The 23,737-nt window shown below is 62.3% G+C and carries 24 protein-coding genes and 5 tRNA genes; 22 read left to right on the top strand and 7 right to left on the bottom strand.

Annotation, left to right across the window (positions count from 1 at the left end; all coding sequences use genetic code 11):
- Positions 1 to 262: 262 nt before the first annotated feature.
- The 7 genes from MTP38_RS09705 to MTP38_RS09675 all read left to right on the top strand — a co-directional run bounded on the left by MTP38_RS09705 (position 263) and on the right by MTP38_RS09675 (position 4,549).
- Positions 263 to 338, top strand: a tRNA-Gly gene (locus MTP38_RS09705).
- A gap of 7 nt (positions 339 to 345) precedes the next feature.
- Positions 346 to 421, top strand: a tRNA-Val gene (locus MTP38_RS09700).
- A gap of 3 nt (positions 422 to 424) precedes the next feature.
- Positions 425 to 498: transfer RNA gene (locus MTP38_RS09695), tRNA-Asp, on the top strand.
- Positions 499 to 506: 8 nt separating this feature from the next.
- Positions 507 to 579: transfer RNA gene (locus MTP38_RS09690), tRNA-Phe, on the top strand.
- A gap of 31 nt (positions 580 to 610) precedes the next feature.
- A tRNA-Gly gene (locus tag MTP38_RS09685) sits at positions 611 to 686 on the top strand.
- A gap of 198 nt (positions 687 to 884) precedes the next feature.
- Complete coding sequence (locus MTP38_RS09680; protein ID WP_249233448.1) at positions 885 to 2,666, top strand: ABC transporter ATP-binding protein; 1,782 nt, start codon at positions 885 to 887, stop codon at positions 2,664 to 2,666.
- Entirely contained in the window at positions 2,663 to 4,549 is a 1,887-nt protein-coding gene (locus MTP38_RS09675) for an ABC transporter ATP-binding protein (RefSeq protein ID WP_249233447.1), read from the top strand. Before MTP38_RS09680 ends, MTP38_RS09675 begins: the two co-directional genes overlap by 4 nt.
- Positions 4,550 to 4,599: 50 nt before the next feature.
- Here the strand turns inward: MTP38_RS09675 and MTP38_RS09670 are convergent, their stop codons facing one another.
- From MTP38_RS09670 to MTP38_RS09660, 3 genes are all read right to left on the bottom strand, one after another.
- On the bottom strand, positions 4,600 to 5,160 hold the full coding sequence (locus tag MTP38_RS09670) for a GNAT family N-acetyltransferase (protein WP_249233446.1): 561 nt from the start codon (positions 5,158 to 5,160) through the stop codon (positions 4,600 to 4,602).
- A 188-nt stretch (positions 5,161 to 5,348) separates the two neighbouring features.
- Complete coding sequence (locus MTP38_RS09665) at positions 5,349 to 6,278, bottom strand: AEC family transporter (protein ID WP_249233445.1); 930 nt, start codon at positions 6,276 to 6,278, stop codon at positions 5,349 to 5,351.
- Positions 6,279 to 6,296: 18 nt separating this feature from the next.
- Positions 6,297 to 7,292 carry a nucleoid-associated protein gene (locus tag MTP38_RS09660; protein WP_249233444.1) on the bottom strand — a complete coding sequence of 332 codons (996 nt, stop codon included), beginning with the start codon at positions 7,290 to 7,292 and terminating at the stop codon, positions 6,297 to 6,299.
- 399 nt (positions 7,293 to 7,691) lie between these two features.
- On the opposite strand from MTP38_RS09660, the gene MTP38_RS09655 reads away from it, so the two are divergent.
- The gene (locus MTP38_RS09655; protein ID WP_249233443.1) at positions 7,692 to 8,069 is read left to right on the top strand and encodes a PH domain-containing protein; all 378 of its coding nucleotides are present in this window, start codon (positions 7,692 to 7,694) and stop codon (positions 8,067 to 8,069) included.
- A 102-nt stretch (positions 8,070 to 8,171) separates the two neighbouring features.
- Here the strand turns inward: MTP38_RS09655 and MTP38_RS09650 are convergent, their stop codons facing one another.
- Entirely contained in the window at positions 8,172 to 8,411 is a 240-nt protein-coding gene (locus tag MTP38_RS09650; RefSeq protein WP_227620193.1) for a hypothetical protein, read from the bottom strand.
- A 271-nt stretch (positions 8,412 to 8,682) separates the two neighbouring features.
- On the opposite strand from MTP38_RS09650, the gene MTP38_RS09645 reads away from it, so the two are divergent.
- The 13 genes from MTP38_RS09645 to fabZ all read left to right on the top strand — a co-directional run bounded on the left by MTP38_RS09645 (position 8,683) and on the right by fabZ (position 20,008).
- Positions 8,683 to 9,579: a helix-turn-helix domain-containing protein gene (locus MTP38_RS09645; protein ID WP_249233442.1), complete on the top strand. Its 897-nt coding sequence runs from the start codon at positions 8,683 to 8,685 to the stop codon at positions 9,577 to 9,579.
- Positions 9,580 to 9,604: 25 nt separating this feature from the next.
- A complete protein-coding gene (locus tag MTP38_RS09640) occupies positions 9,605 to 10,936 on the top strand; it encodes an MATE family efflux transporter (RefSeq protein ID WP_249233441.1) in 1,332 nt (443 codons plus the stop codon).
- The gene (locus MTP38_RS09635) at positions 10,933 to 11,316 is read left to right on the top strand and encodes a VOC family protein (protein WP_249233440.1); all 384 of its coding nucleotides are present in this window, start codon (positions 10,933 to 10,935) and stop codon (positions 11,314 to 11,316) included. The genes MTP38_RS09640 and MTP38_RS09635 overlap by 4 nt, the downstream gene beginning before the upstream one ends.
- A 273-nt stretch (positions 11,317 to 11,589) precedes the next feature.
- Positions 11,590 to 11,823, top strand: coding sequence for an acyl carrier protein (gene acpP, locus MTP38_RS09630; RefSeq protein WP_149794608.1), 234 nt, complete (start codon positions 11,590 to 11,592; stop codon positions 11,821 to 11,823).
- Between the two features lie 2 nt (positions 11,824 to 11,825).
- Entirely contained in the window at positions 11,826 to 12,701 is an 876-nt protein-coding gene (gene accD / locus MTP38_RS09625) for an acetyl-CoA carboxylase, carboxyltransferase subunit beta (RefSeq protein ID WP_249233439.1), read from the top strand.
- Positions 12,698 to 13,663 carry an acetyl-CoA carboxylase carboxyltransferase subunit alpha gene (locus MTP38_RS09620; protein ID WP_249233438.1) on the top strand — a complete coding sequence of 322 codons (966 nt, stop codon included), beginning with the start codon at positions 12,698 to 12,700 and terminating at the stop codon, positions 13,661 to 13,663. Before accD ends, MTP38_RS09620 begins: the two co-directional genes overlap by 4 nt.
- Positions 13,660 to 14,613: a beta-ketoacyl-ACP synthase 3 gene (locus MTP38_RS09615; protein ID WP_227620199.1), complete on the top strand. Its 954-nt coding sequence runs from the start codon at positions 13,660 to 13,662 to the stop codon at positions 14,611 to 14,613. Before MTP38_RS09620 ends, MTP38_RS09615 begins: the two co-directional genes overlap by 4 nt.
- The gene (locus MTP38_RS09610; RefSeq protein ID WP_249233437.1) at positions 14,610 to 15,545 is read left to right on the top strand and encodes a nitronate monooxygenase; all 936 of its coding nucleotides are present in this window, start codon (positions 14,610 to 14,612) and stop codon (positions 15,543 to 15,545) included. The genes MTP38_RS09615 and MTP38_RS09610 overlap by 4 nt, the downstream gene beginning before the upstream one ends.
- Positions 15,539 to 16,606 carry an NAD(P)H-dependent flavin oxidoreductase gene (locus MTP38_RS09605; RefSeq protein WP_227620201.1) on the top strand — a complete coding sequence of 356 codons (1,068 nt, stop codon included), beginning with the start codon at positions 15,539 to 15,541 and terminating at the stop codon, positions 16,604 to 16,606. The genes MTP38_RS09610 and MTP38_RS09605 overlap by 7 nt, the downstream gene beginning before the upstream one ends.
- A complete protein-coding gene (gene fabD / locus MTP38_RS09600) occupies positions 16,603 to 17,541 on the top strand; it encodes an ACP S-malonyltransferase (protein WP_249233436.1) in 939 nt (312 codons plus the stop codon). Before MTP38_RS09605 ends, fabD begins: the two co-directional genes overlap by 4 nt.
- Positions 17,538 to 18,287, top strand: coding sequence for a 3-oxoacyl-[acyl-carrier-protein] reductase (gene fabG, locus MTP38_RS09595; protein WP_249233435.1), 750 nt, complete (start codon positions 17,538 to 17,540; stop codon positions 18,285 to 18,287). The genes fabD and fabG overlap by 4 nt, the downstream gene beginning before the upstream one ends.
- A gap of 14 nt (positions 18,288 to 18,301) precedes the next feature.
- Positions 18,302 to 19,540, top strand: a complete 1,239-nt coding sequence (gene fabF, locus MTP38_RS09590; protein WP_249233434.1) for a beta-ketoacyl-ACP synthase II — start codon at positions 18,302 to 18,304, stop codon at positions 19,538 to 19,540.
- A 3-nt stretch (positions 19,541 to 19,543) separates the two neighbouring features.
- Positions 19,544 to 20,008, top strand: a complete 465-nt coding sequence (gene fabZ, locus MTP38_RS09585; RefSeq protein ID WP_227620205.1) for a 3-hydroxyacyl-ACP dehydratase FabZ — start codon at positions 19,544 to 19,546, stop codon at positions 20,006 to 20,008.
- A 63-nt stretch (positions 20,009 to 20,071) separates the two neighbouring features.
- Here the strand turns inward: fabZ and MTP38_RS09580 are convergent, their stop codons facing one another.
- Genes MTP38_RS09580 through MTP38_RS09570 form a run of 3 tightly spaced genes read right to left on the bottom strand, consistent with a single transcriptional unit; the run spans position 20,072 to position 22,133 of the window.
- On the bottom strand, positions 20,072 to 20,920 hold the full coding sequence (locus tag MTP38_RS09580; RefSeq protein WP_249233433.1) for a bifunctional 5,10-methylenetetrahydrofolate dehydrogenase/5,10-methenyltetrahydrofolate cyclohydrolase: 849 nt from the start codon (positions 20,918 to 20,920) through the stop codon (positions 20,072 to 20,074).
- 18 nt (positions 20,921 to 20,938) lie between these two features.
- Positions 20,939 to 21,571: a cyclodeaminase/cyclohydrolase family protein gene (locus MTP38_RS09575; RefSeq protein ID WP_249233432.1), complete on the bottom strand. Its 633-nt coding sequence runs from the start codon at positions 21,569 to 21,571 to the stop codon at positions 20,939 to 20,941.
- A complete protein-coding gene (locus MTP38_RS09570) occupies positions 21,546 to 22,133 on the bottom strand; it encodes a 5-formyltetrahydrofolate cyclo-ligase (RefSeq protein ID WP_249233431.1) in 588 nt (195 codons plus the stop codon). The genes MTP38_RS09575 and MTP38_RS09570 overlap by 26 nt, the downstream gene beginning before the upstream one ends.
- Positions 22,134 to 22,388: 255 nt before the next feature.
- Between MTP38_RS09570 and glyA the strand changes: the two genes are divergently transcribed.
- Positions 22,389 to 23,642, top strand: coding sequence for a serine hydroxymethyltransferase (glyA, locus tag MTP38_RS09565; RefSeq protein ID WP_249234685.1), 1,254 nt, complete (start codon positions 22,389 to 22,391; stop codon positions 23,640 to 23,642).
- The last annotated feature ends 95 nt before the right edge of the window (positions 23,643 to 23,737 follow it).

Genomic DNA, 23,737 nt, shown 5'->3' with positions numbered 1-23,737 from the left:
CCCCGGTGCGGCCCGAAGCAGCAGGCGCGAAAGTTCAGCAACGATTTGACAACCTTAATTATAATGGCTTTAAAATAGGAAAGCAATTAAATTTTCTTCGCGTCAGTCCGGACAAACTTGAACGACGGCGCAGTTTTGTGCGCAGCAGGGGGACGGCGACGGCTCTTTTTTCGAAAAATGCAAATTTATGGTTGACAAGGGCAAAAAACTGCGGTATAATAATCGACGTCGCCGGGAACACCCGGCACGCCACAATGGATCTGCGGCCGTAGCTCATCTGGTAGAGCGCCACCTTGCCAAGGTGGAGGTAGCGAGTTCGAGCCTCGTCGGCCGCTCCATTTTTGTGGAAGTTTAGCTCAGCTGGGAGAGCATCTGCCTTACAAGCAGAGGGTCAGCGGTTCGAGCCCGTTAACTTCCACCATGTGGCCCGGTAGCTCAGTTGGTTAGAGCACCAGCCTGTCACGCTGGGGGTCGTCGGTTCGAGCCCGATCCGGGTCGCTTTGTATGCCTCTGTAGCTCAGTCGGTAGAGCAGGGGACTGAAAATCCCCGTGTCATTGGTTCGATTCCGATCGGAGGCATCCCCAAACGGTGCAGTGCTGCACCGGATCTGCGGCCGTAGCTCATCTGGTAGAGCGCCACCTTGCCAAGGTGGAGGTAGCGAGTTCGAGCCTCGTCGGCCGCTCCAACATGAAGCCATCGTTTGTGCAGTGATGTACGACGATGGCTTTTTTCAACATTTCCGGCAGCAGATGTTGACAACTCTGTGTCCCGGGCCGTATACTGGGGCTGTCGTGCAACAAACAGAGGCGGGCTGACCGCCTGCGGGAGTTCTGCCCGCGGGCGTCGGCTCGCCTCTGTGCTCTGGGAAAAGGAGGGAAAAACAGTGATCTTCGGCAAGTACATCAACCGCTATTACCTGCGCCACGCGCCCACGTTGCTGCTGGGCATCCTGTCGCTGCTGATGGTGGATTATATCCAGCTGCTGGTGCCCCAGCTCTACCGGCTGGTCATCAACGGCGTCAACCTCGGGCAGGTGGTGGTGAAGGGCAAAACGATGCCCTTTACCCGAGAGGTGCTCTTCCAGCACATCTGCCTGCCCATGATCTGGATCGTGCTGTTCATGGTGGTGGGGCGCTTTTTGTGGCGTATCTGCTTTTTCGGCACCAGCATCCGGGTGCAGGCCGACCTGCGGGAGCGGATGTTCGACCACAGCCGCCGCCTGTCGCAGCAGTATTATCAGGTGAATAAGGTCGGCAACCTCATGAGCCTCTACACCAATGACCTCGACACCATTCAGGAGTGCTTCGGCGATGGCATCCTGATGTTCTTCGACGCGCTGGTGCTGGGCCTGCTGGCCCTTTATAAAATGTGGCGGATGGACACCCGCCTGACCCTGCTGGCCCTCATCCCGGCGGCGTTTATGTTCGCTATCGGAACGGTAATGGGCAAGACCATGACCAGAACGTGGGAGAAGCGCCAGCAGGCGTTCTCGGATCTGTCCGACTTTGCGCAGGAGAATTTCTCCGGCATTGCGGTCATCAAGGCCTTCGTCAAGGAGCTGAAAGAGCTGATCGCCTTCCGGAAGCTCAATAAAGAAAACGAGGAAGTCAACGTGGAGTATACCCGCATCTCGGTGTTACTTGAAGTATTGGTGACGTTCTTCGTGGAGTCGGTGGTCTGCGTCATCCTTGGCTACGGCGGCTTCCTCGTCTACAAGGGCGATTTCAACGCGGGCCAGCTGGTGGAGTACATCGGTTACTTCGAGGCCATCGTCTGGCCCATTATGGCCATCTCGATGCTCATCGAGAAGACCTCCCGCGGCAAGGCCTCCCTCAACCGCATCACCGAGCTGCTGGACGCCCCCATTGATGTGGCCGACCGGGACGGCGTGCCCGACCTCGAATCCCCCAAGGGAGGCATCGAGTTCCGCGGCCTGACCTTCCGCTACCCCGATGGTGAGTTCGATGTGCTGAAGGACGTCTCCTTCACCGTCGCCCCCGGCGAGAGCGTGGGCATCGTGGGCAAGACCGGCGCGGGCAAGACGGCGCTGGTGGACCTGCTTCTCCGCACCTACAATGTGCCCGACGGCACCCTCTTTGTGGATGGAAAGGACGTCAACCGCGTTTCCATCCGCTCGGTGCGACAGGCCTGCGCCTATGTCCCGCAGGACAACTTCCTCTTCTCGGATACCATCGCCCACAACATCGCCTTCGGCGTAGACGAAGCCTCTCCGGAGGACATCGAGCGGGCGGCCCGTCTCGCTGACGTCCGGGACAACATCGTGGATTTCAAGGACGGCTATGAGACCGTTCTCGGCGAGCGCGGCGTCACCGTCTCGGGCGGCCAGAAGCAGCGCATCTCCATCGCCCGTGCTCTGCTGAAGGACGCGCCCATCCTGATCCTCGATGACTCCGTCTCTGCGGTGGACACCCGGACGGAGAAGATCATTCTGGACAACCTGAAAAAGAGCCGGGCCGGAAAGACCACCCTGCTCATCGCCCACCGCATTTCGACGGTGGAAGGACTGGACAAGATCGTCTTCCTCGAGGACGGCAGAGTGGAGGCCGTCGGCCCCCACGACCAGCTCTATGCCTCCTGCCCGGAGTACCGCAGGATGGTCGATCTGCAGAAGCTCGAGGACGAAGTGGGAGGTGGCAACGCATGATGAGTCTGAATCCGCTTCTTCTGGTGGGGGGCGTCATCGGCACCGTGTCGGTGCTGCTGCTCATCGCCTACGTCTGCGTCAAGGATAAGAAGACCTCCATGGGCTTCGAGCGCAGCATGACCGACGGCGAGATCCTGCGCCGTCTCTTCGGCTACGCCAAGCCCTATCGGAACCAGTTCATCGTGGTGGGTTTTCTCGTCCTCTTTTCCATCGCCTATGACATCGCCTCGCCCCTCATCGTGGGCTATATCGAAGAGCTTGTGGGGGGCGATTTCGCGCTCCGGAGCCTCTATGTCAGCGTGGCCGTCTATGGGGGCGTGCTGGTCTTTTCGATGGGCAGCACCTATTTGCAGGCGGTCATCCTGCAACGGGTGGGCCAGCGCATCATCTCCGACCTGCGCGAAGACCTCTTTACCCACATCGAATCCCTCTCCCATGGCCAGCTGAACGACATCCCGGTGGGCAAGCTGGTCACTCGTGTGACCAACGACACCAACGCCATCTCCATGATGTTCACCAACCTCTTGGTCAACCTGACCAAGAACGCCTTCGTCATTTTGGGCATTCTGGCGGCGATGCTCTGTCTGAACTACGCCCTGACCCTGATGGTGCTCTGCTTCGTGCCCTTCATCCTCCTCTTCACGGTCATCTTCCGCAAGTTCTCCCGCCGTGCCTACCGCAAGGTGAAGGACGCCACCACCGACATCAATACCTATCTTTCCGAGAACCTCTCGGGCATCAAGGTCACCCAGATCTTTGGCCGTGAGGACGAAAAGATGGAGGAGTTCCGCCAGAAGAGCCAGACCCTCGCCAAGGCCACGCAGGAGCAGATCTTCGTCTTCGGCGTCTTCCGCCCGCTGGTGTATATGCTGTACATCAGCTCCATCCTCTGCCTGTTCTATCTGGGCGGTATGGGCCATCTGGACCATGTTTCTTTCCTCGGGCAGACCATTTCCAGCGGCACCATCGTCACCTTTTATATGTACATCTCCAAGTTCTTCACCCCCATCCAGAACCTCGCCGAGCAGTTCAACTGGCTGCAGTCGGCGCTGGCGTCCTCGGAGAAGGTCTTTTCCATCATGGACATCCAGCCCCAGATGACCGACGCCCCCGATGCCATCGAACTGGACGAGGTGAAGGGGGACATCGAGTTCCGCGACGTCTGGTTCAGCTACGTCCCCGGCGAGTGGGTGCTGCAGGGCGTCTCCTTCCATGTCGAGCCGCGCCAGACGGTGGCCTTCGTCGGCTCCACCGGTTCGGGAAAGAGCACCATCCTCTCCCTCATCTGCCGCAATTACGAGTTCCAGAAGGGTGAAATTTTGATCGACGGCATCGACATCCGGAAGATCAAGATCTCCTCCCTCCGCCGCCACTTCGGCCAGATGCTGCAGGATGTGTTCCTCTTCTCGGGCACCATCCGCAGCAACATCGTCCTGCGGGAAGAGAACATCTCCGACGACGAGATCATGAAGGTCTGCCGGTACGTCAACGCTGACCACTTCATCGACAAGCTGGAGCACGGCCTTGACGAGGAGGTGCGGGAGCGGGGCAACAACTTCTCGGCGGGCCAGCGCCAGCTGCTCAGCTTTGCCCGCACCATCCTCCATAAGCCCAGTGTTATGATACTGGACGAGGCTACCGCCAACATCGACACCGAGACGGAACTGCTCATTCAGGACTCCCTCGAAAAGATGCGGAGCGTGGGCACCATGCTCATCGTGGCCCACCGCCTCTCCACCATCCAGCACGCGGACAACATCATCGTCCTGTCTCACGGCAAAATACTCGAGCAGGGCACCCATCAACAGCTTCTCGCCGCCCATGGCCGGTATTATCAGCTGTATACGCTGCAATACCATAAGGAGCAGCTGAAGAACGAATAACGCAAAAAGCAGGTGCACCCGATTGGATGCACCTGCTTTTTGGTTTGGGGTCAATACGGATACGGCACGACATCCGGCTGGTCGGGCTTGTGCTCGCCGATGATCTTCTCCATACAGATCATATCGTACCAGCGGCCGAACTTGTAGCCGCAGTTGTGGAAGGTGCCCGCGAGGGTGAAGCCAAGATGGGCGTGGAACTGGGCACTGTTTTTTGTGAGGTATTCGTCCTCTTTCTGCGGGTAGCCGATGCGGGCGTAGAGGTTCAGGACGCCCATCCCCTTGAGCCGGTCGGCCAGCGCCTCGTAGAGGGTACGGCCCAGTCCGCCGCGCCGGGCATCGTGGTCGAGGTAGATGGTCAGCTCAGCGGCCCAGTCGTAGGCCGCGCGGCCCACGAAAGCGTGGGCGTAGGCGTAGCCTTCGATGCGTCCGTCCCGCTCGATGACGAGGTAGGGGTACTTCTGCATGGTGTCCCGCATCCGGTCCTCGAACTCGGCCAGCGACGGCACATCGTACTCGAAGGTGATGACCGTGTGCTCGACGTAGTAGGCATAGATCTCCAGAATGCGGGGCGCGTCGGCTAAGGCGGCGTTGCGGACGGTAATATCGGACATGGTTTCTACTCCTTTGACCCTAGGCAGCAGGGCACTATCGTTTCTAAAACAGAAAACTTTGTTCGTCCAGCATGAGCCTGACCGGCACGCCAGTGGCTCTCCCTTTGAGGAAAGACTTCCCCCGACCGGGGGAAGATGTCGCGCAAGCGACAAAAAGGGGAATCTGGCGCGAAGCGCCTGAGAGGAAATCAGAACATCGTAAGTGCAAGCGCGCACAGCGGCAGGAACAGGATGCTCAGCAGGGTGGTCAGCACGACGCTGCCGGCGGCGAACTGCTCATCGTGCCGGAACTGGACGGCGAACACCGAGGTGATGGCGGCGGCGGGGCAGCATTCCAGCAGCAGCACCACCTGCGTGGCCATGCCATAGCGGAAAAGGCCCAGCGCAGCAAAGGCCGCGATGGTCAGCACCGGGATAAAGAACATCCGGACGACGGTAAGCTCCCAGATGTGCTTGTCGGTGAGGATGCGGCGCAGGTCGCCCGAGGCGATGAGCATTCCGGTGATGAGCATGGAGAGGGGAGTGTTCATGTCGCCCAGAAGCTCCATTGGCTGGGTGATGAGAGTGGGCAGCGGGATCTGGAAGAGGTAGAGGACAAGGCCCACGACGATGGCGTAGATGGCCGGGCAGCGCAGCAGGCTTCCGGCCACCTTTTTGGGGTCAGAGCTGCCGCTGACGATGCTGTAGCCCAGCGTCCAGAGCAGAAGATTGAAGATGGTAAAGTAGGCGCTGGCGTAAAGCAGGCCCTCGGAGCCAAACAACGCCGAGATGAGGGGAAGGCCCATGTAGCCTGCATTGGAGAAGATGCAGGCGAACCGGAAGATGGGGGTCCGGCTGTCCTTGCTGCGGGCCGTGAACAGCAGGGTGATGACAAGGCCCAGCAGGCTGGACAGGATGCTCAGGGCGAAGGCAGCCAGAAGATTGCGGAGGATCTCGGGGCTGAAATCCATCCGGTAGGAGTTGATGATCATAGCGGGCACGACGAGGTTGACCAGCAGATTCGAGAGGGTCTGCTTGCCTTCGGGGCGCAGCAGGCCGGTCTTGGCACCGAGGGCACCCAGCCCCATGAGGATGAAAAGCTCCGCCACCTGCTGGGCGGTGATAAGGGCGAGGTCCATGAGGGGGACTCCTTTCTGTTACAGGATGACATTCTTGATGAGCAGGGAGACGCTGCCGTCCTCGGCGTGGAGGAACTCCACCGCCGAGTCCTCGGAGAGGATCTCGGTGGGGATCTTCACCTCAATGCCGCTGGCGGTGTGGATGCTGCGGCTCTCCATCCGGCGGATGCGGGAGGGCGAGACGGTGACGGGCTGCTGAGCCTGCGCCGGCTCGAGGATATCGCTCTTTTCCACATAGTCGTCGAAGGGAACGGCGGCCAGCGGGTATTCTTCGGCCAGCTGCTGGCGCACCTGTTCCACCGTCACCTTGTTGTCGTTGTCGGCGGCCTGATTGGCGATGAGCATGGCCACCTGCGCCTCGACATGGGGCTCGTCCTGATAGTTTTCCTGCACGGCCTGCACGGCGGCATCCTGAATGGCCTGAAGCTTTTTCTTCTCCGGCTCGGCGGTGGTGTACTGGAAAACGACGGTAGAGAGATAGAACTCCTTGTGGCCGTCGATGTCGAATTTCTTTTCCAGCAGCTTCATGGAGTAGTCGGTCAGGTCCACCAGTGCGCCCTCCTCCACCTTGCCGCTCTGGGTGGGCAGGCAGGCCCGTTGCTGGATGATGGAGTTGACAGGTGCACCGTCCACGCTCTCGGTGTAGTGGGTGTAGCCGTTTTTGTAGTTCAGTTTGAGGACGGCGAGCCACGGCTGACCGTCCCGGGTAAAGTCCACCACGGCGAGGTCGGCCCCGGGGATGGTGGTGTGGGCGTGCATATAGTCGAACAGGACGCCCGCGATGCGGCAGGACAGGTCGATAAAGTCCTTGTTCTGCTCCAGCTCGTACCGGAAAGCCGAGTCCGGCAGGGGGCGGCACTGGCGGATGTCGTCGCTGGCCAGCAGTTTTTCGATGTGGTACTGTAAATAGGCTGTCTTTTCGGCGGTCATCTCCATGCAGCTGCCGCTGAGGACAGGTGCGTCCAGCGTGGTGTCCAGAACGTGGAGAATGGCCTGATGAACGATGATCTCCATATGATAAACCTCTTTTCTAAGGAAATAACCTCTCAGTCTCGCATTCGCTCGACAAGGCCGGGTTGCGGCACCCAGCATCCGCAGCACTTCGTTTGCGTCTTGCTGGCCGCTGCCCCAACAGCGACTCCCTGTTTCCGCCATTGGCGGCGGTCGTCGTTGTTGCCCCTACCGAGGGGAGCCTCTGGCGAAGAGATTAGGCTTTACGTACTGCCAAAGCCTCCCCTCGATAGGGGAGGTGGCATCGCGCCGGCGATGACAGAGAGGTTGAAACTCTAAATCAGCTCTCAGTATAGCACAACCCGGCCCAAAAGGCGAGAACGACTTGAAGCGGAGGGGGAGAAATGCTATACTTAGCCCAGAATACCTTATTATAAAGGATAAAGGAAGGGGAGACGCTGTATGGAATTTCGGGAAAAGCCGATGCAGAACCTTATGCGCATCAAGGAGAAGGAGATCTGCAAGAATGTGCAGGCGCTCCTGCTGGACGGCGAGAGCATCGTGGGCGCATACAAGACGGTGCGCGATCAGGCTGTTTTCACGAGCCACCGCATCTTTATCGTAGATATGCAGGGAGTCACCGGCACCCGGCAGGAGATCTTCGTCCTGCCCTACCGGAAGATCGTCCATTTTGGCATCCAGACCGCCGGCTTCGGCGACCCGCTGCAGACCTCGGAGCTGACGGTCTGCTACGCCGACGAGCACGAGATGAAGTTCGGCTTCATCGGGCAGGAGGAGCTTCTGGCTGTGGCCCGCGCCATCAGCCGGTGCATCCTGTGACATCAAAATAGGACAAAACGGGACGGCCCGCTCTGACAAATGCCAGAGCGGGCCGTCCCGTTTTGCTGTGATGATGAATAATGAAGAATAGTAGATGACTGTTTAGCAGGCGCGGCCAGCCTCGAGCATATAGCGCAGGAAGCCGGTGACATCAGCGGGGTCGCTGACGCTGATGCTGAAGCCCTTCTTGGGGGCGTCCATGGTCTGGAAGATGGCGGACGCCTCACGGTCCTTCTTGAGGTCGCAGGTGGTGCCATTGTCCAGATGGAGGATGATGCTGCCGCGGCTTGCGGCAACCTGTTTCATAAAGCGGTTTTTATCAAAATATTCGATGCGAAGCATAATAAATACCTCCGTAACTGATATGTTTTTTGCGGGTCGTGGTGCAGATCGGACATCGCGGCCGCTGCATGGGGAGCGGTCACCCCGCGCGGAAAAGAACCGGCGTCAGGGGTTGTAACTGCCCGGAAACGGTGCTATACTGAGCTTATCCGTTCCGATGAAATAATACCACGAAACCGGCGGAGAAGATAGAACAAAAGCAGATTTTTTGTACAACAAAATCGGCTTTGACAAAAAAGCTTCAATGTTTTGGGGAAAGGAATTGGCGAATATGGCACTAAACATCTGCCACGATGTCATTGTGGACAGCGAGAGGGGCCGGGAGCTGGCGCAGCACGGCAGCGCCCTGTTTCCCATCGCCTGCTACGCCGAAGATCTGTCCAGCTACTCGGTGGCGTGGCACTGGCACGAGGAATTTGAATATGTGCTCTGCATGAAAGGCCCCCTCCATGTGGACGTAAACAAGACCCGCCTGACCTTGCAGACCGGGCAGGGCGTCTTTATCAACTCGGGGGCCCTCCACGCGGTGGAACAGGCATCGGAGGGCACGGCCCTGCTCCACTCGGGAGTGTTCCACCCGCGGCTCACGGGGGGCATGGATACCATCTTCTGGCAGAAGCTCATCCGCCCCATGACCCAGCCAGACGCCCCGGCCTTCTTTCTGCTGGACGAGTCGGTGCCGTGGCAGCGACAGGTGCTGGGCTGCCTGCACGACAGCTGGAAGGAAGTGTCCGACGAACCCTTCGACTACGAGAACCGGGTGCGCTATCATCTTTCGCTGGCTCTGCGGCTGCTGAGCACCCAGTGCGTGGGCGGGCGGACGAAGGTGTCCCAGCAGGAGCAGATCGCCTCTGAGCGGATGAAGCAGATGCTTCGGTTCGTGGAGGAGCACTATTCCGAGGAGCTTACCGTCCAGCTCATCGCGGACAGCGTGGCCCTCAGCGAGAGCGCCTGTCTGCGCAGCTTCCGGCAGATGCTGGGCATCACGCCCATCCAGTACGTCAAGCAGTACCGGGTGGAAAAAGCCGCCGAGCTGCTTCGCTCTACCCGGCTCAAGACCGGCGAGATCGGCGCGGAGTGCGGCTTTACAGACAGCAGTTACTTTATCAAGATATTCCGGGAGATCAAACACTGTACCCCCAAAGAATACCGCATGAAATTCTGTTGAACTGTAAATAAGGAGAATTTGTCCCATGCAGCGTACATTGACCTCAGGCCCCATCACCAGCAGCATCCTGCTCTTTGCCCTGCCTCTCATGTTCGGCAACCTGCTGCAGCAGATGTACAACATCGCCGACACATGGGTGGTGGGGCGCTTCCTCGGCGCCGACGCGCTGGCGGCGGTCGGCTCGTCCTACACCCTCATGACCTTCCTCACCTCGATTTTGCTGGGCCTGTGCATGGGCAGCGGCGCGGCCATCTCGATGCAGTATGGCAGCGGCGAATCCGAAAAAATGCGCCGGAGCGTGTTCCAGTCCTTCGTCCTCATCGCGGGGATCGCGCTGGTGCTGAACCTGCTGGTCTATCTGGGGCTGGACGGCATCCTCTGGGTGCTGCGGGTGCCCGAAGAGCTGAAGCCTCTGATGAAGGACTACCTCCTCATCATCTTCCTCGGCATCACGGCCACCTTCCTCTACAACTACTTTGCAAACCTTCTCCGCGCCATCGGCAACTCGGTGGTGCCGCTGGTCTTTCTGGCCGTGTCGGCCATCCTGAACGTCTTCCTCGACCTGTTCTGCGTCATCGTCCTCGGCTGGGGCATCAAGGGGGCGGCAGGCGCGACGGTATTTTCACAGTTCGTATCGGGCGTCGGCATCGGCGTCTATACCCTGAAAAAAGTCCCGGAGCTTTGCCCCCGTCGGGAGGACTGCCGCTGGGATAAGCAGAATCTCGCGGCCATCCTGAACCTTTCGGTCATGACCAGCGTCCAGCAGTCCATCATGAACTTCGGCATCCTGATGGTGCAGGGCCTCGTGAACAGTTTCGGCACGGTCATCATGGCGGCCTTCGCAGCAGCGGTGAAGATCGACTCCTTCGCCTATATGCCGGTGCAGGATTTCGGCAATGCCTTCTCCACCTATGTGGCCCAGAACTACGGCGCAGGCCAGACCGACCGCATCCGCAGGGGCATCCGCAGCGCAGGGCTGACCTCGGCGCTCTTCTGCATCTTTATCAGCGTGATGGTCTGTCTCTTTGCAGCCCCCCTCATGGGCATCTTCATCGACCCCTCGCAGGCGGACATCATCGCCGCCGGTGTCCACTATCTGCGCATCGAGGGCGCGTGCTATATCGGCATCGGCCTCCTCTTCCTGCTCTACGGCTACTATCGCGCCGTCAACCAGCCGGGAATGTCGGTGGTGCTGACCATCGCCTCTCTGGGCACCCGCGTTGCGCTGGCTTACTTGCTGTCGGCCACCCCGCTGGGCGTCACCGGCATCTGGCTCAGCGTCCCCATCGGCTGGGCGCTGGCGGATGTCATCGGCATCGGATACTATCTGGTAAAACATAGGAAGGTGACACAATGAAAATCGAACACGCTGCGTTGTATGTCAACGACCTCGAGGCAGCAAAGGACTTCTTCGTCCGCTACCTCGACGCTGTGCCGAACGAGGGCTACCACAACCTGCGGACGGACTTCCGCTCCTACTTCCTTACCTTCGGGGAGGGCGCACGCCTTGAGCTGATGAATAAGCCCGGTATGTCCGACCTGCCCAAGCCTGCCGTCCGCACCGGCTACGCACATATCGCGTTCAGCGTCGGAAGCCGAGAGAAGGTGGAGGAATTGACGGCACGCCTCAAGGCGGACGGCTACGAGATCCTCAGCGGCCCGCGCACCACCGGCGACGGATATTATGAAAGCTGTGTCCTCGCGGTGGAAGGAAATCAGATCGAGATCACGGTATAAGAAATACAAAGATCCCCCTGAGTGGTTGCTTAGGGGGATCTTTTTCTGTTTTCACCCCGATTTACGCAACTTATATAATGTTTAAGTTGCGTAAAAACCTGTGAAAGAACCGTGAAAGCTAAAAATTTTTAGATAAAACTATTGACAATCCTGGACGGTCGAGTATAATGACCTTGTTGAATCACTCAAAACATTTAACTAAACAGCCTGAGATGATTCGCCCGTATCAGACACAATATCACAACACATACAAGATAAAAGGAGAAGCTTACCATGACTTTTGAGGATATGAAGAAGATCGTCGTTGACACCCTGAACTGCGAGGAGGAGAAGGTCACGATGGAGGCCAGCCTGACCGAGGACCTCGAGGCCGACAGCCTCGACGCTGTGGAGCTGAACATGGCTCTGGAGGATGCCTTCGGCGTCTCCATCCCCGACGAGGAGCTGGCCAACATGAAGACCGTCGGCGACATCTTCAACTACCTGACCGCACACGCTGAGGCATAACGATGAACGACATCAGAGACCTGCTCCCGGGCCGGATGCGGGAGCGCACCTTCCAGCTCAAAGCCCGGCGGGACGCCGGTGTGGCGTGGCATGAGCCGCAGTTTGTGGAATGCAAGCAGTGCGGACGCCGTGCCACTCGCCAGATCTGGGCCAAGAGCCTCTTCGTCTGCCCCAACTGCGGCAATCACCAGCCCATCGGCGCGTACTACCGCCTGAGCCTCGTGCTGGACAGCGGCAGCTTCCGGGAGCTGGACGAAGAGCTTGCCCCGCAGGATGTGCTGGGCTTCCCCGGCTACACCGACAAGCTCGCCGCCCAGACCCAGAAGACAGGCCTCAGTGAGGCTGCTGTCACAGCTGTGGGCCGCATCGGCGGCGTGGCCGTGGTGGCCGCAGTGCTGGACAGCCGCTTTTTCATGGGCAGCATGAGCACGGCTGTGGGTGAGCGCGTCACCCGCGCCATCGAATATGCCGCTGCCAAAAAGCTTCCGCTGGTCATCTTCTCGGCCAGCGGCGGCGCCCGGATGCAGGAGGGCATCTTCAGCCTTATGCAGATGGCCAAGACCAGCGCCGCCATCGAGCGCTTTTCGGCCAAGGGCGGGCTGTACATCAGCGTGCTGACCCACCCCACCACCGGCGGCGTCACCGCCAGCTTCGCCAGCCTTGGCGACATCATGCTGGCCGAGCCGGGAGCGCTCATCGGCTTCGCCGGTCCCCGCGTCATCGAGCAGACCATCGGCGAGCGCCTGCCCGAGGGCTTCCAGCGCAGCGAGTTCCAGCTGGAACACGGCTTTGTGGACAAGGTCGTGCCCCGCAGCGAGCTTCGCGCCACCCTCATCCAGCTGCTGCAGCTCCATGCAGGCGGGAGGAAAACGGAATGATAAAAGAACTTCTGGAGCAGCTTGCTCCTTTGGACGCCCAGATCGCCGCCCTGCGGGGCGGCGCACAGGACGAGGACAGCCAGATGGCCGCCATCACGGCCCACGCCTCTGAGCTGGCCGAGCTGGCCGTGGAGGAGGATGAGATCCTCCGCTGCTGCGGCCCGCTGACTGCCGAGGATCGGGTCTTTCTGGCCCGCCATCCCGAGCGCCCCCACATCGATGAGACCATCAACGCCATGTTCACCGACTTCTTTGAGCAGTGCGGCGACCGTCAGTGCCGGGAGGACAGGGCCATTCTGGGCGGCATCGCCCGCTTCCACGGAATACCCGTGACCGTCATCGGCCACCGCAAAGGCTCCACGCTGGAGGAGAATATGGCCTGCAACTTCGGTATGCCGGGGCCGGAGGGCTACCGCAAGGCCCTCCGCCTCATGAAGCAGGCCGAAAAGTTCGGCCGCCCCATCATCACCTTCATCGACACGCCGGGCGCATACCCCGGCAAGGAGGCGGAAGAGCGGGGACAGGGCGAGGCCATCGCCCGCAACCTCATGGAGATGAGCGGCCTGACCGTCCCGGTCATCGCCGTCGTCACGGGCGAAGGCTCTTCCGGCGGCGCACTGGCGCTGGGTGTGGCGAACCACATCCTCATGCTGGAAAATGCCGTCTACTCGGTGCTCAGCCCCGAGGGCTTCGCCAGCATCCTCTGGAAGGATGCCTCCCGCAGCGGCGAGGCCTGCGAGATCATGAAGCTGACCGCGCAGGACCTCTATAAGGACGGCATCGTGGAGGAGATCATCCCCGAGCCGGTGGGCGGCGCACAGCGCAGCCACGCGGCCCTCTTTGCCGCGCTGGACACGGCCCTGAAAGACCACCTCACCGCCCTCTGCAAGATGAGCGGCAAGGCACTGGCCGACCAGCGGTACAAAAAATTTCGTCAGATCGGAGAAGCGAAACGAGCATGAACGGTTTGCAGTTGATCGCCACAGGCGGGGCCTTGCCCGGCCGCACGGTCACAAATGAAGAGCTGAGCCGCACCGTGGACACCAGCGACGAGTGGATCACCACCCGCACCGGCATCCGCGCCCGCCACTGGTGCACAGAGGAAGAATCTGCCGCCACACTGGCCATCGCAGCGGCAAAGCAGGCGCTGGAGCGCAGCGGCCTCGGGCCGCAGGACATCGCCTGCTGTGTCTGTGCCACCCTTTCGGCCCCCGACGCGACCCCCAGCGTGGCCTGTCAGGTGCAGCGTGCCCTCGGCCTGCCGGAGGACCGCCCCGCACTGGACGTCAATGCAGCCTGCTCGGGCTTCATCTACGGCACCGCCGTGGCCCGCGGTCTGCTGGCGACGCTGGGCGGGCGGTATGCCCTCGTGGTGGGCTGTGAGGCGCTGTCCCGCCTGATGGATCAGACCGACCGCTCTACCTGCGTCCTCTTCGGTGACGGGGCGGGCGCAGCGATCTTTGAACGGTGCGACGCACCCTTTGCCATCACGCTGGGAGCACGGGGCGACGAGGCCATCCACGCAGGCGGCCCCTGCCGCACCGGCTCGGCCCCTATCAGCATGGACGGCAGGGCCGTCTTCCGCTTCGCGGTGGACGCACTGCCCCGCTGCCTGCACAAGGTATTGGAGGAGACGCAGCTGACGCTGGACGAGGTGGACTGGGTGGTCTGTCATCAGGCCAACAGCCGCATCATCGACCACTGTGTGAAAGCGCTCCACGCCGACGCCGCAAAATTCTACAAGAACATGGATCGCCACGGCAACACCAGTGCGGCCAGTATCCCGGTGGCCCTCAACGAGATGGCCGAGGCCGGGCTGCTCAAGGCCGGACAGAAGGTGTCCTGCATCGGCTTCGGCGGCGGCCTGACATGGGGCGGGATGCTGATTACTTATAAGGGATGTATCAGATGAAACTTTTGAACGAAATTCTGGGCACGAAATACCCCATCATTCAGGGCGGCATGGCCAACATCGCCACCGGCGAGTTCGCCGCCGCCTGCTCCAACGCCGGTGCGCTGGGCCTCATCGGCGCAGGCGGCATGAACGTCGAGACCCTGCGAGAGAACATCCGCCGCTGCAAGGCGCTCACCGATAAACCGTTCGGCGTCAACATCATGCTGATGCATCCGCAGGCCGACGAGTTTGCGAAGATCGTCGTGGAGGAGGGCGTCAAGGTCGTCACCACCGGCGCAGGCAACCCCGGCAAGTACATCTCCATGTGGAAGGAAGCCGGCATCAAGGTCATCCCCGTGGTGGCAGCGGCCGTTCTGGCCAAGCACCTCGTCCCGCTGGGCGTGGATGCCGTCATCGCAGAGGGCACCGAGAGCGGCGGCCATGTGGGCGAGATGACCACCATGGCACTGGTGCCGCAGGTGGTGGACGCAGTGGATGTCCCTGTCATCGCGGCAGGCGGCATCGCCGATGGCCGTCAGCTGGCCGCAGCCTTTGCGCTGGGAGCCTGCGGCGTGCAGGTGGGCACCTGTCTGCTGGTCAGCGAGGAGTGCCCCGTCCATGAGAACTACAAGGCCGCGCTCCTGCGGGCCAAGGACAGTGACACCATCGTCACCGGCCGCATCGGCGGCACCCCCGTCCGCGTCCTGAAAAACCGGATGAGCCGCGAGTACGTCCGGCAGGAAAAGGCCGGTGTCGACAAGATGGAGCTGGAAAAATACACGCTGGGCAGCCTGCGGCGCGCCGTCTTTGAGGGCGACACCGCCACCGGCAGCCTGATGGCCGGTCAGGTGGCCGGTATGCTCCACGAGGTGCGCCCTGTGGCCGACATCCTCGACGAGCTGTGGGAGAGCGGGAGGCAGCGGATGAAATCGCTGGGCGAATTATGCTGACCCTCGCAGGAAAGCCGCTGGCTGTGCCCATCTTACAGGGCGGCATGGGCGTCGGTGTCTCCCTCGGCGGGCTGGCCGGTGCCGTCGCGGCCTGCGGCGGCATGGGCTGCATCTCCACGGCCGATGCAGGCTACCGGGAGCCGGACTTTGCCCGTGACCCCGCCGCTGCCAACCTCCGCGCCCTGAAAAAAGAGATCGAAAAAGCGAAAGAGATCGCAGGCGGCGCAGGTCTGGTGGCCATCAACGCGATGGTCGCCACCCAGAACTACGCCGACGCCGTCCGCACCGCCGTGGAGGCGGGGGTGGACGCCATCGTATCGGGTGCGGGCCTCCCGCTGGAGCTGCCCGGGCTCGTGAAACGTGCCGACGTGGCGCTGGCTCCCATCGTGTCCAGCGGCCGTGCGGCAAAGCTCATCCTCCGCCGGTGGGCCAAGGCGTTTGACCGCGCCGCCGACTTCGTGGTCATCGAGGGCTGCAAGGCAGGCGGACATCTGGGCTTTTCGGAGGAGGAGCTTCTGGCCGGGAAATGCCAGACCCTCGACGAGATCCTGCCCGAAGTCTTGGCCGAGGTAAAGCCTTTCGAAGAGCAGTTCGGCCACGCCATCCCGGTCTTTGTGGCCGGAGGCATCTACACGGGCGAGGACATTGCCCACTATGCAAAGATGGGTGCTGCGGGCGCACAGCTCGCCACCCGGTTCATCCCCACCTATGAGTGCGACGCCAGCCAGACCTACAAAGACGTCCTGCTGGCCGCAAAGCCGGAGGACGTCCGCATCATCCACAGCCCTGTGGGGATGCCGGGCCGTGCGCTGGCGACCCCGCTGGTGCAGAAGCTCGAGCAGGGACTCCGCTTCCCGCCGAAGCACTGTGCCCGCTGCCTGAAAGCCTGCGAGCCGGCCAAGGTGCCCTACTGCATCACCCACGCCCTCATCGAGGCCGTGAAGGGCAACGTGGAAGAGGGACTCTTCTTCTGCGGAGCCAATGTGAGCCGTCTCGACCGGATGCGGAGCGTCCGGGAGCTGATGGAGGAACTGATGGACGATTGGAGGAAACACCAATGAAGCTTGCCATTCTGTATGCCGGCCAAGGCTCTCAGCACCCCGGCATGGGCAAAGACCTTTACGAGAGATACCCCGCGTTCCGGGAGGCGTTCGACGCCGCAGACCTCGATTTTGATCTGCGGAGCGTCTGTTTCGACGACCCGGAAGGCGTTTTGAATCTGACCCAGTACACCCAGCCCTGCATGGTGGCCTTTGCCGCCGGTGTCACGGCTGTCCTGAAGGAAAACGGTGTGAAAGCCGACGATCTGGCCGGTCTGTCGCTGGGCGAATACTCCGCGCTGGAAGCAGCCGGAGTCTTTACCGCGAAGCAGGCGGTGGAGCTGGCCGCATTCCGCGGCAGGGCCATGGCCGACGCGGCCAAGGGCATCGAGTGCGGCATGACCGCCGTGATGAACCTCGACCGCGACGCACTGGCAAAGTGCTGCGAGGAGGCCTCCGCTCTGGGCTGCGTGCAGATCTGCAATTACAACTGCCCGGGCCAGCTGGTCATCGGCGGCGAGAAGGCCGCAGTAGAAAAGGCCGCCGAGCTGGCGAAAGCCGCCGGCGCCCGCCGCTGCATCCCCCTGAAGGTCAGCGGCCCCTTCCACACCCGCCTGATGCACCCCGCAGGGGATGCGCTGGCAAAGCGCTTTGAGACCGAGCACTTCGGCGAGATGGAAACGCCGGTCCTCTTCAACTGCCTCGGCCATGAAAAGGCCGAAAGCGACACCATCCCGGCCCTGCTGGAAAAGCAGGTGCAGAGCAGCGTCTACATGGAAGACACCCTCCGCCGTCTGGGCGAGCTGGGCGTCACCGACGTCCTCGAGGTCGGCCCGGGCAAGGCCCTGAGCGGCTTCGTGAAAAAGACGCTGGGAACGGATGTCCGCTGCACTGCCGTCGAGACGGCAGAAGAGCTGGAAGCCTTCCTCACCGGCTGGAAGGAGGCACAGGCATGAGCGAAGAAAAGCTGACCCGTGCCGCCGTCGTCACCGGCGGAAGCCGGGGCATCGGCCGGGCCGTCTGCCTCGCGCTGGCAAAGCAGGGCTGCAATGTGGTGGTCAACTACTGCCACGGCGAGGCCGCCGCTGCCGAGACGGCCGCCCTGTGCAAGGAGCAGGGCGTGGAGGCTGTCACCGTGCAGGCTGACGTCTCCACCGCCGAGGGCTGCAAGAAGCTGTTCGAAGAGGCAGTGAACGCCTTCGGACGGGTGGACATTCTGGTCAACAACGCGGGCGTCACCCGCGACAACCTCATCCTCCGCCTTTCCGAGGAGGACTTTGATACCGTCCTGAACGCCAACCTCAAGGGTGCGTTCCTCTGCTGCAAGGAGGCTGCACGCCGGATGGTGCGCCAGCGCTATGGCCGCATCGTCAACCTGAGCAGCGTGGTGGGCCTGCGGGGCAACGCGGGCCAGACCAACTATTCCGCCAGCAAGGCGGGCCTGATCGGCCTGACCAAGAGCCTCGCCAAAGAGCTGGCCAGCCGGAACGTCACCGTCAATGCGGTGGCCCCCGGCTTCATCGCTACGGATATGACCGCCGCCCTGCCGGAGGCCGTCCGCACCGAGATGTGCAAGACCATCCCGGAGGGACACGCCGGACAGCCGGAGGACGTGGCAAACGCGGTGGCCTTCTTTGCCGCCGAACAAAGCAGCTATCTCACCGGGCAGGTGCTCTGTGTGGACGGCGGCATGGCAATGTAAAAGGAGCTTTTTCTATGGAAAAACGCAGAGTCGTCATCACCGGTCTGGGAACCGTGAACCCTCTTGGTAATAACACCGCCGACAGCTGGGCTGCCGCCCGCGCAGGCAAGTGCGGCATCGGCCCCATCACCCAGTTCGACGCCAGCGAGTTCAAGTGCAAGCTGGCGGGCGAGGTCAAGGACTTCGACCCCGAGACCGTCGTGGACAAAAAAGAGGCCCGCAAGATGGCCCGCTTCACCCTGCTGGCACTGGGCGCTGCCGCCGAGGCCATTCAGGACAGCGGCATCGACTGCGAGGCGGAGGCCGAGGACATCGGCGTCATCGTGTCCAGCGGCATCGGCGGTCTGCCCACCATTGAGGAGCAGCACGCCCGGGGCGAGGAGAAGGGGATGGAAAAGGTCAGCCCCTACTTCGTCCCCATGGCCATCGCTAACATGGCTGCGGCCCAGATCGCCATCCGCTTCGGCCTCAAAGGCATCTGCACCTGCCCGGTGACGGCCTGCGCCGGCGGCACCAACGCCGTGGGCGACGCCTTCCACCGCATCCGGGACGGCTATGAGCCGGTCATGGTCTGCGGCGGCGCAGAGAGCTGCATCAGCCCGCTGGGCATCGGCGGCTTTACCAGCATGAAGGCCCTTTCCACCTCCACCGACCCCGACGCGGCTAGCCTGCCCTTCGACGCACGGCGCGGCGGCTTCGTCATGGGCGAGGGCAGCGGCGTGCTGGTCCTCGAGGAGCTGGAGCACGCCAAGGCCCGCGGCGCACACATCTACGCTGAGGTGGTGGGCTACGGTGCCAACTGCGACGCCTACCACTTCACGGCTCCCGCACCCGGCGGCACCGGTGCCATCGGCTGCATGAAGCTGACCCTGAAGGACGGCGGCATCGCCCCCGAGCAGATCGACCACATCAACGCCCACGGCACCGGCACCCACATGAACGACAGCTGCGAGACGGCCGCCATCCATGCCGTCTTTGGCGACCACGCCAAGGACATCGCCGTGGTCAGCACCAAGAGCATGACCGGCCATCTGCTGGGCGGCGCAGGCGGCATCGAGGCCGTCTTTACCGCACTGGCTCTCCGGGATCAGTTCGCGCCCCCCACCATCCACTATGAGCAGCCCGACCCCGAGTGCGATCTGGACTATGTGCCCAACGTCGGCCGGGAGATGAAGATGGAGTACGCCCTGAGCAACAGTTTGGGCTTTGGCGGGCACAACGCCTGTCTGGCCTTCAAGAAGTGGGAGGGCTGAGCGATGGCAGAACCCCGCACCGTCCGTGAAACCCCGAACTGCCTGACCAGCGAGGAGATCGCGGCCATCCTGCCCCACCGGTATCCCTTCGCCCTCGTGGACCGTATTCTGGACTACGAGCCGGGCCAGTGGGCCATCGGCCGCAAGTGCGTCTCCCGCAATGAGGAGTTCTTCTGCGGCCATTTCCCGGGCACGCCGGTCATGCCCGGCGTCCTCATCCTTGAGGCGCTGGCCCAGACCGGTGCCGTCGCGGCCCTGAGCCTGCCGGAGAATCAGGGCAAGCTGGCCCTCTTCGGCGGCATCAAGAATGCCCGCTTCCGCAAGCAGGTCACTCCCGGCGATGTGCTCACCCTCCACTGTGAGCTGGTGGAGCAGCGCGGCCCGGTGGGCATCGGCAAGGCCTCAGCTTATGTGGACGGCAAGTGTGCCGCTTCGGCAGAGCTGACCTTCGTGCTGACAGAACGATAAAACAAAAACAGAGAGGATCGTCCTTCGCGGACGGTCCTCTCTGTTTTTGTTTTGATAAAGAAGTTATACGGTCTTTTCTGCCGCCTCCACCACATGGCTCACCAGCACGGAGGTGGTCACGGTACCCACGCCGCCGGGAACGGGGGTGATGGCCTCCACCAGCGGCTCGGCTTCGCCGAAGCGGACGTCGCCGCAGAGCTTTCCTTCCTCGTTGACATGAATGCCCACGTCCACGACCACCTGCCCCTCGCGCAGATGCTCGGCACCGACGGCGCCGGCCTTGCCCATGGCCACCACCACGATGTCGGCCTCACGGCAGACCTCCGGCAGATCCCGGGTGCGGGAGTTGCAGAGGGTGACAGTGGCGTTCTCCCGGTCCAGCATCATGGCGGCGGGCTTGCCCACCACAAGGCTGCGGCCCACCACAACGGCTCGCCGACCCGAGAGGGGGATGTCGTAGAACTTCAGGATCTCGAGGCAGGCCTGTGCCGTGCAGGGCGGGTAGCCGAGGGCCGTGTTGGTAAAGACACCGGCCAGCGAGCCGTCGGTGATGCCGTCGATGTCCTTCTCAGGCGCGAGGGCGGCGCGGACGGTGCGGTCGTCGAACTGCCGGGGCAGGGGACGGAAGAGCAGACAGCCGTGGATGGAGGGGTCAGCGTTGATGCAGGCGATGACGCCCAGCAGCTCCTCCTGCGCCGCGTCGGCGGGCAGAAGGAACTGCTTCACCTCGACGCCCACCTTGGCGCAGCGGGCCATGACGCCCTTCTCGTAGGAGAGGTCGTCCTCCCGTGCGCCCACCCGGACGACGGCCAGTGTGGGGACGACGCCCTTTTCCCGCAGCGCGGCGCAGCGGGCGGCGTTTGCTTCGTTCATGGCGGCCACGACGGGCGCACCCTTCAAAATCACAGACATAGAGATCCCCTTTCTGGATCAGACCCGCAGGCGGCTTGCCACGGACTGGTAGACTTCATCGGCCAGCGGTACATACTCCGCCAGCATCCGGGCAGCCTTTTCGTCCAGCCCGGCGGCGTGGGGGCGGTCGGTCATGAGTTTGGTGTTGATGGCGACGTTCAGCCCGGCGGCCTGAAGGGCGGCCTTGCAGAAGAGGGCCGCACAGCCCGCGTCCGACACGGCCAGCACGCTGCCCTTTGCGGCGTAGTCGGCCGCGAGGCGGATGCCCTCACAGCAGGCGTCCATGATGTCCAGAGGCACAGCGCAGGCCCCATCCAGCGCCTCGGCCAGAACCGCGGCCTTGTGAGCCTGCTGCTCGGGCGTCTCCTTGGGCAGGCCGTAAGCTGCGGCCAGCGGGGCGAACGCCTCCGCGTCGGCCTGCACGAGGGCTTCGAGCCGCCGCCGCAGGGCCTCGGCCCGGGCGTTGAGGGTCTGAATGTCTGCCTCGACGGCGGCATACTTCTTTTTGCCGGTGGTCAGACTGCCCACCATATTGCCCAGCGCTGCGCCTGCCGCCCCCACAAGGGCCGCTGCGCCGCCGCCGCCCGGGGCGGGGGCTTTGCTGGCAAGCTGGCTCAGAAATTCCTCACAGCTCAGTTGTGTCAGTTCCAAAATAAAGTCCTCCCTCTGTCACGAATCCGTCCAGCCGCTGGTCGTGGGCGTCCACAGCCGCCGCCTCCACCCGCTGGGCCTCAAAGGCGACGCCGATCTTTACAGCCCGGGTGCAGCGGGGAAGATAGCGGTCGTAGTAACCCTTCCCCATGCCCACCCGACGGCAGGCGGCGTCGAAAGCTGTGCAGGGCACCAGCACGAGGTCGAGCTGGTCGGGCCGCAGGAGGGCCGACCGGCGCAGGACGGGGGTGCGGATGCCATATGCGCCGACCTCCCAGCCGTTGGCCTCCGGCACGGCGGCGGTCAGTGAGAAACCCTCGCCGCAGACGGGCCATGCCAGTATTTTGCCCTGTGCTGCGGCCTGTCCGGCCAGCGCGGAGAGGTCGGCTTCGCCCCCGAATGCGGCGTAGAGCAGAATGTTCTGCGCCGTCCGGAAGCAGTCCAGCCCTGCGATGCGGGCACAGAGCGCCGCGTTGGCCGAGGTCCGGTCTGCTTCCGACAGCGCCCGGCGGGCTGCAATGCCCGCTTTCCGCTGCGCCGCTTTTTGCTCTGCGATGGTCATGGAAAAACGCCCCTCTCTGCGCCCGGCGGGCAGAACTGCACAAAAACCGGAACGGATTTTTATAGATGTATAATAAACGCTGGGCGCAGAAAAAGCAAGGCTTTGGGCCGAAGGGTGAAATATCTTCATCCGACCGAAAAGAAAGGGGCCAAAGCGTATTGGTTTGTGCGAAATGCTGTTGAAGAATTTTACGTTGTCTGGTATTATGGAGAAAAAGCTGATCTCAGCATCAGCATCAGAGAGGGGTAATGTATGATGTACAACGATATGATGGATACCATTGGCCTCGTGGACAAGGCCGACCCGGAGCTGGCTGCGGCCATGAACCGTGAGCTGACCCGCCAGCGGGAGAACATTGAGCTGATCGCCAGCGAGAACATCGTCTCGCCCGCCGTCATGGCCGCGATGGGCAGCATCCTCACCAACAAGTACGCCGAGGGCCTGCCCGGCAAGCGCTACTATGGCGGCTGCGCCTATGTGGATGAGGTGGAGAACATCGCCATCCAGCGCGCCTGCAAGCTGTTCGGCGCAAAGTACGCCAACGTCCAGCCCCACTCCGGCGCACAGGCCAATCTGGCCGTCTACTTTGCCCTGCTGGACCTCGGCGATACCGTCATGGGCATGGACCTGTCGCAGGGCGGTCATCTGACCCACGGCTCGCCGGTGAATATGTCCGGCAAGAACTACCACTTCGTCTCCTACGGCGTCGGTGAGGATGGCCGCATCGACTACGCCGAGCTGGAAAAGCAGGTCCGGAAGGTGCGCCCGAAGATGGTCGTGGCGGGCGCTTCGGCCTACCCCCGCGCCATCGACTTCGAGAAGCTGGCGGAGATCGCCCACGGCTATGGCGCTTATCTGATGGTGGACATGGCCCACATCGCGGGCCTCGTGGCCGGCGGGATGCACCAAAGCCCCGTGCCCTATGCCGATGTCGTGACCACCACCACCCACAAGACCCTGCGCGGACCCCGCGGCGGCCTCATCCTGACCAACAACGCCGTGCTGGCCAAGCGCATCAACTCCGCTGTCTTCCCCGGCACGCAGGGCGGCCCGCTGGAGCACGTCATCGCGGCTAAGGCCGTCTGCTTCGGTGAGGCCCTCAAGCCGGAGTTCAAGGATTACGCCCGTAAGATCATCGAGAACGCACAGGCCATGGCCGCGCAGCTGCAGGCCCGGGGCGTCAAGCTGGTGTCCGGCGGCACGGACAACCACCTGATGCTGGTGGACCTGCGGGAGGAGGAGTGCACCGGCAAGGAGCTGGAAGCCCGCCTCGACAGCGTCCACATCACCGCCAACAAGAACACGGTCCCCGGCGAGACCCGCAGCCCCTTCGTGACCTCCGGCGTCCGTCTGGGCACTCCGGCCGTCACCACCCGGGGCATGGGCGAGGCCGAGATGAAGGTCATCGCGGACTGCATCGCCGACTGCATCTGGCACTACGACGAGAAGAAAGACGACATCTCCGCCCGCGTGCTGGCCCTGACCAAGGCATTCCCCCTGTACGAATAAGAAAAGCCTCTCCCTTTGGGAGAGGTGGAATTGCGAAGCAATGACGGAGAGGGCAAGCCCGTCCTCTGAGAGCAACTGCACAGCGATAATATCGG

Origin of the sequence: Faecalibacterium sp. I3-3-89, assembly GCF_023347275.1 — a bacterium.
GTDB lineage: Bacteria > Bacillota > Clostridia > Oscillospirales > Ruminococcaceae > Faecalibacterium > Faecalibacterium butyricigenerans.
Note: the sequence above shows the minus strand (reverse complement) of the source record. Positions and strands in the feature narration are given on the sequence as shown.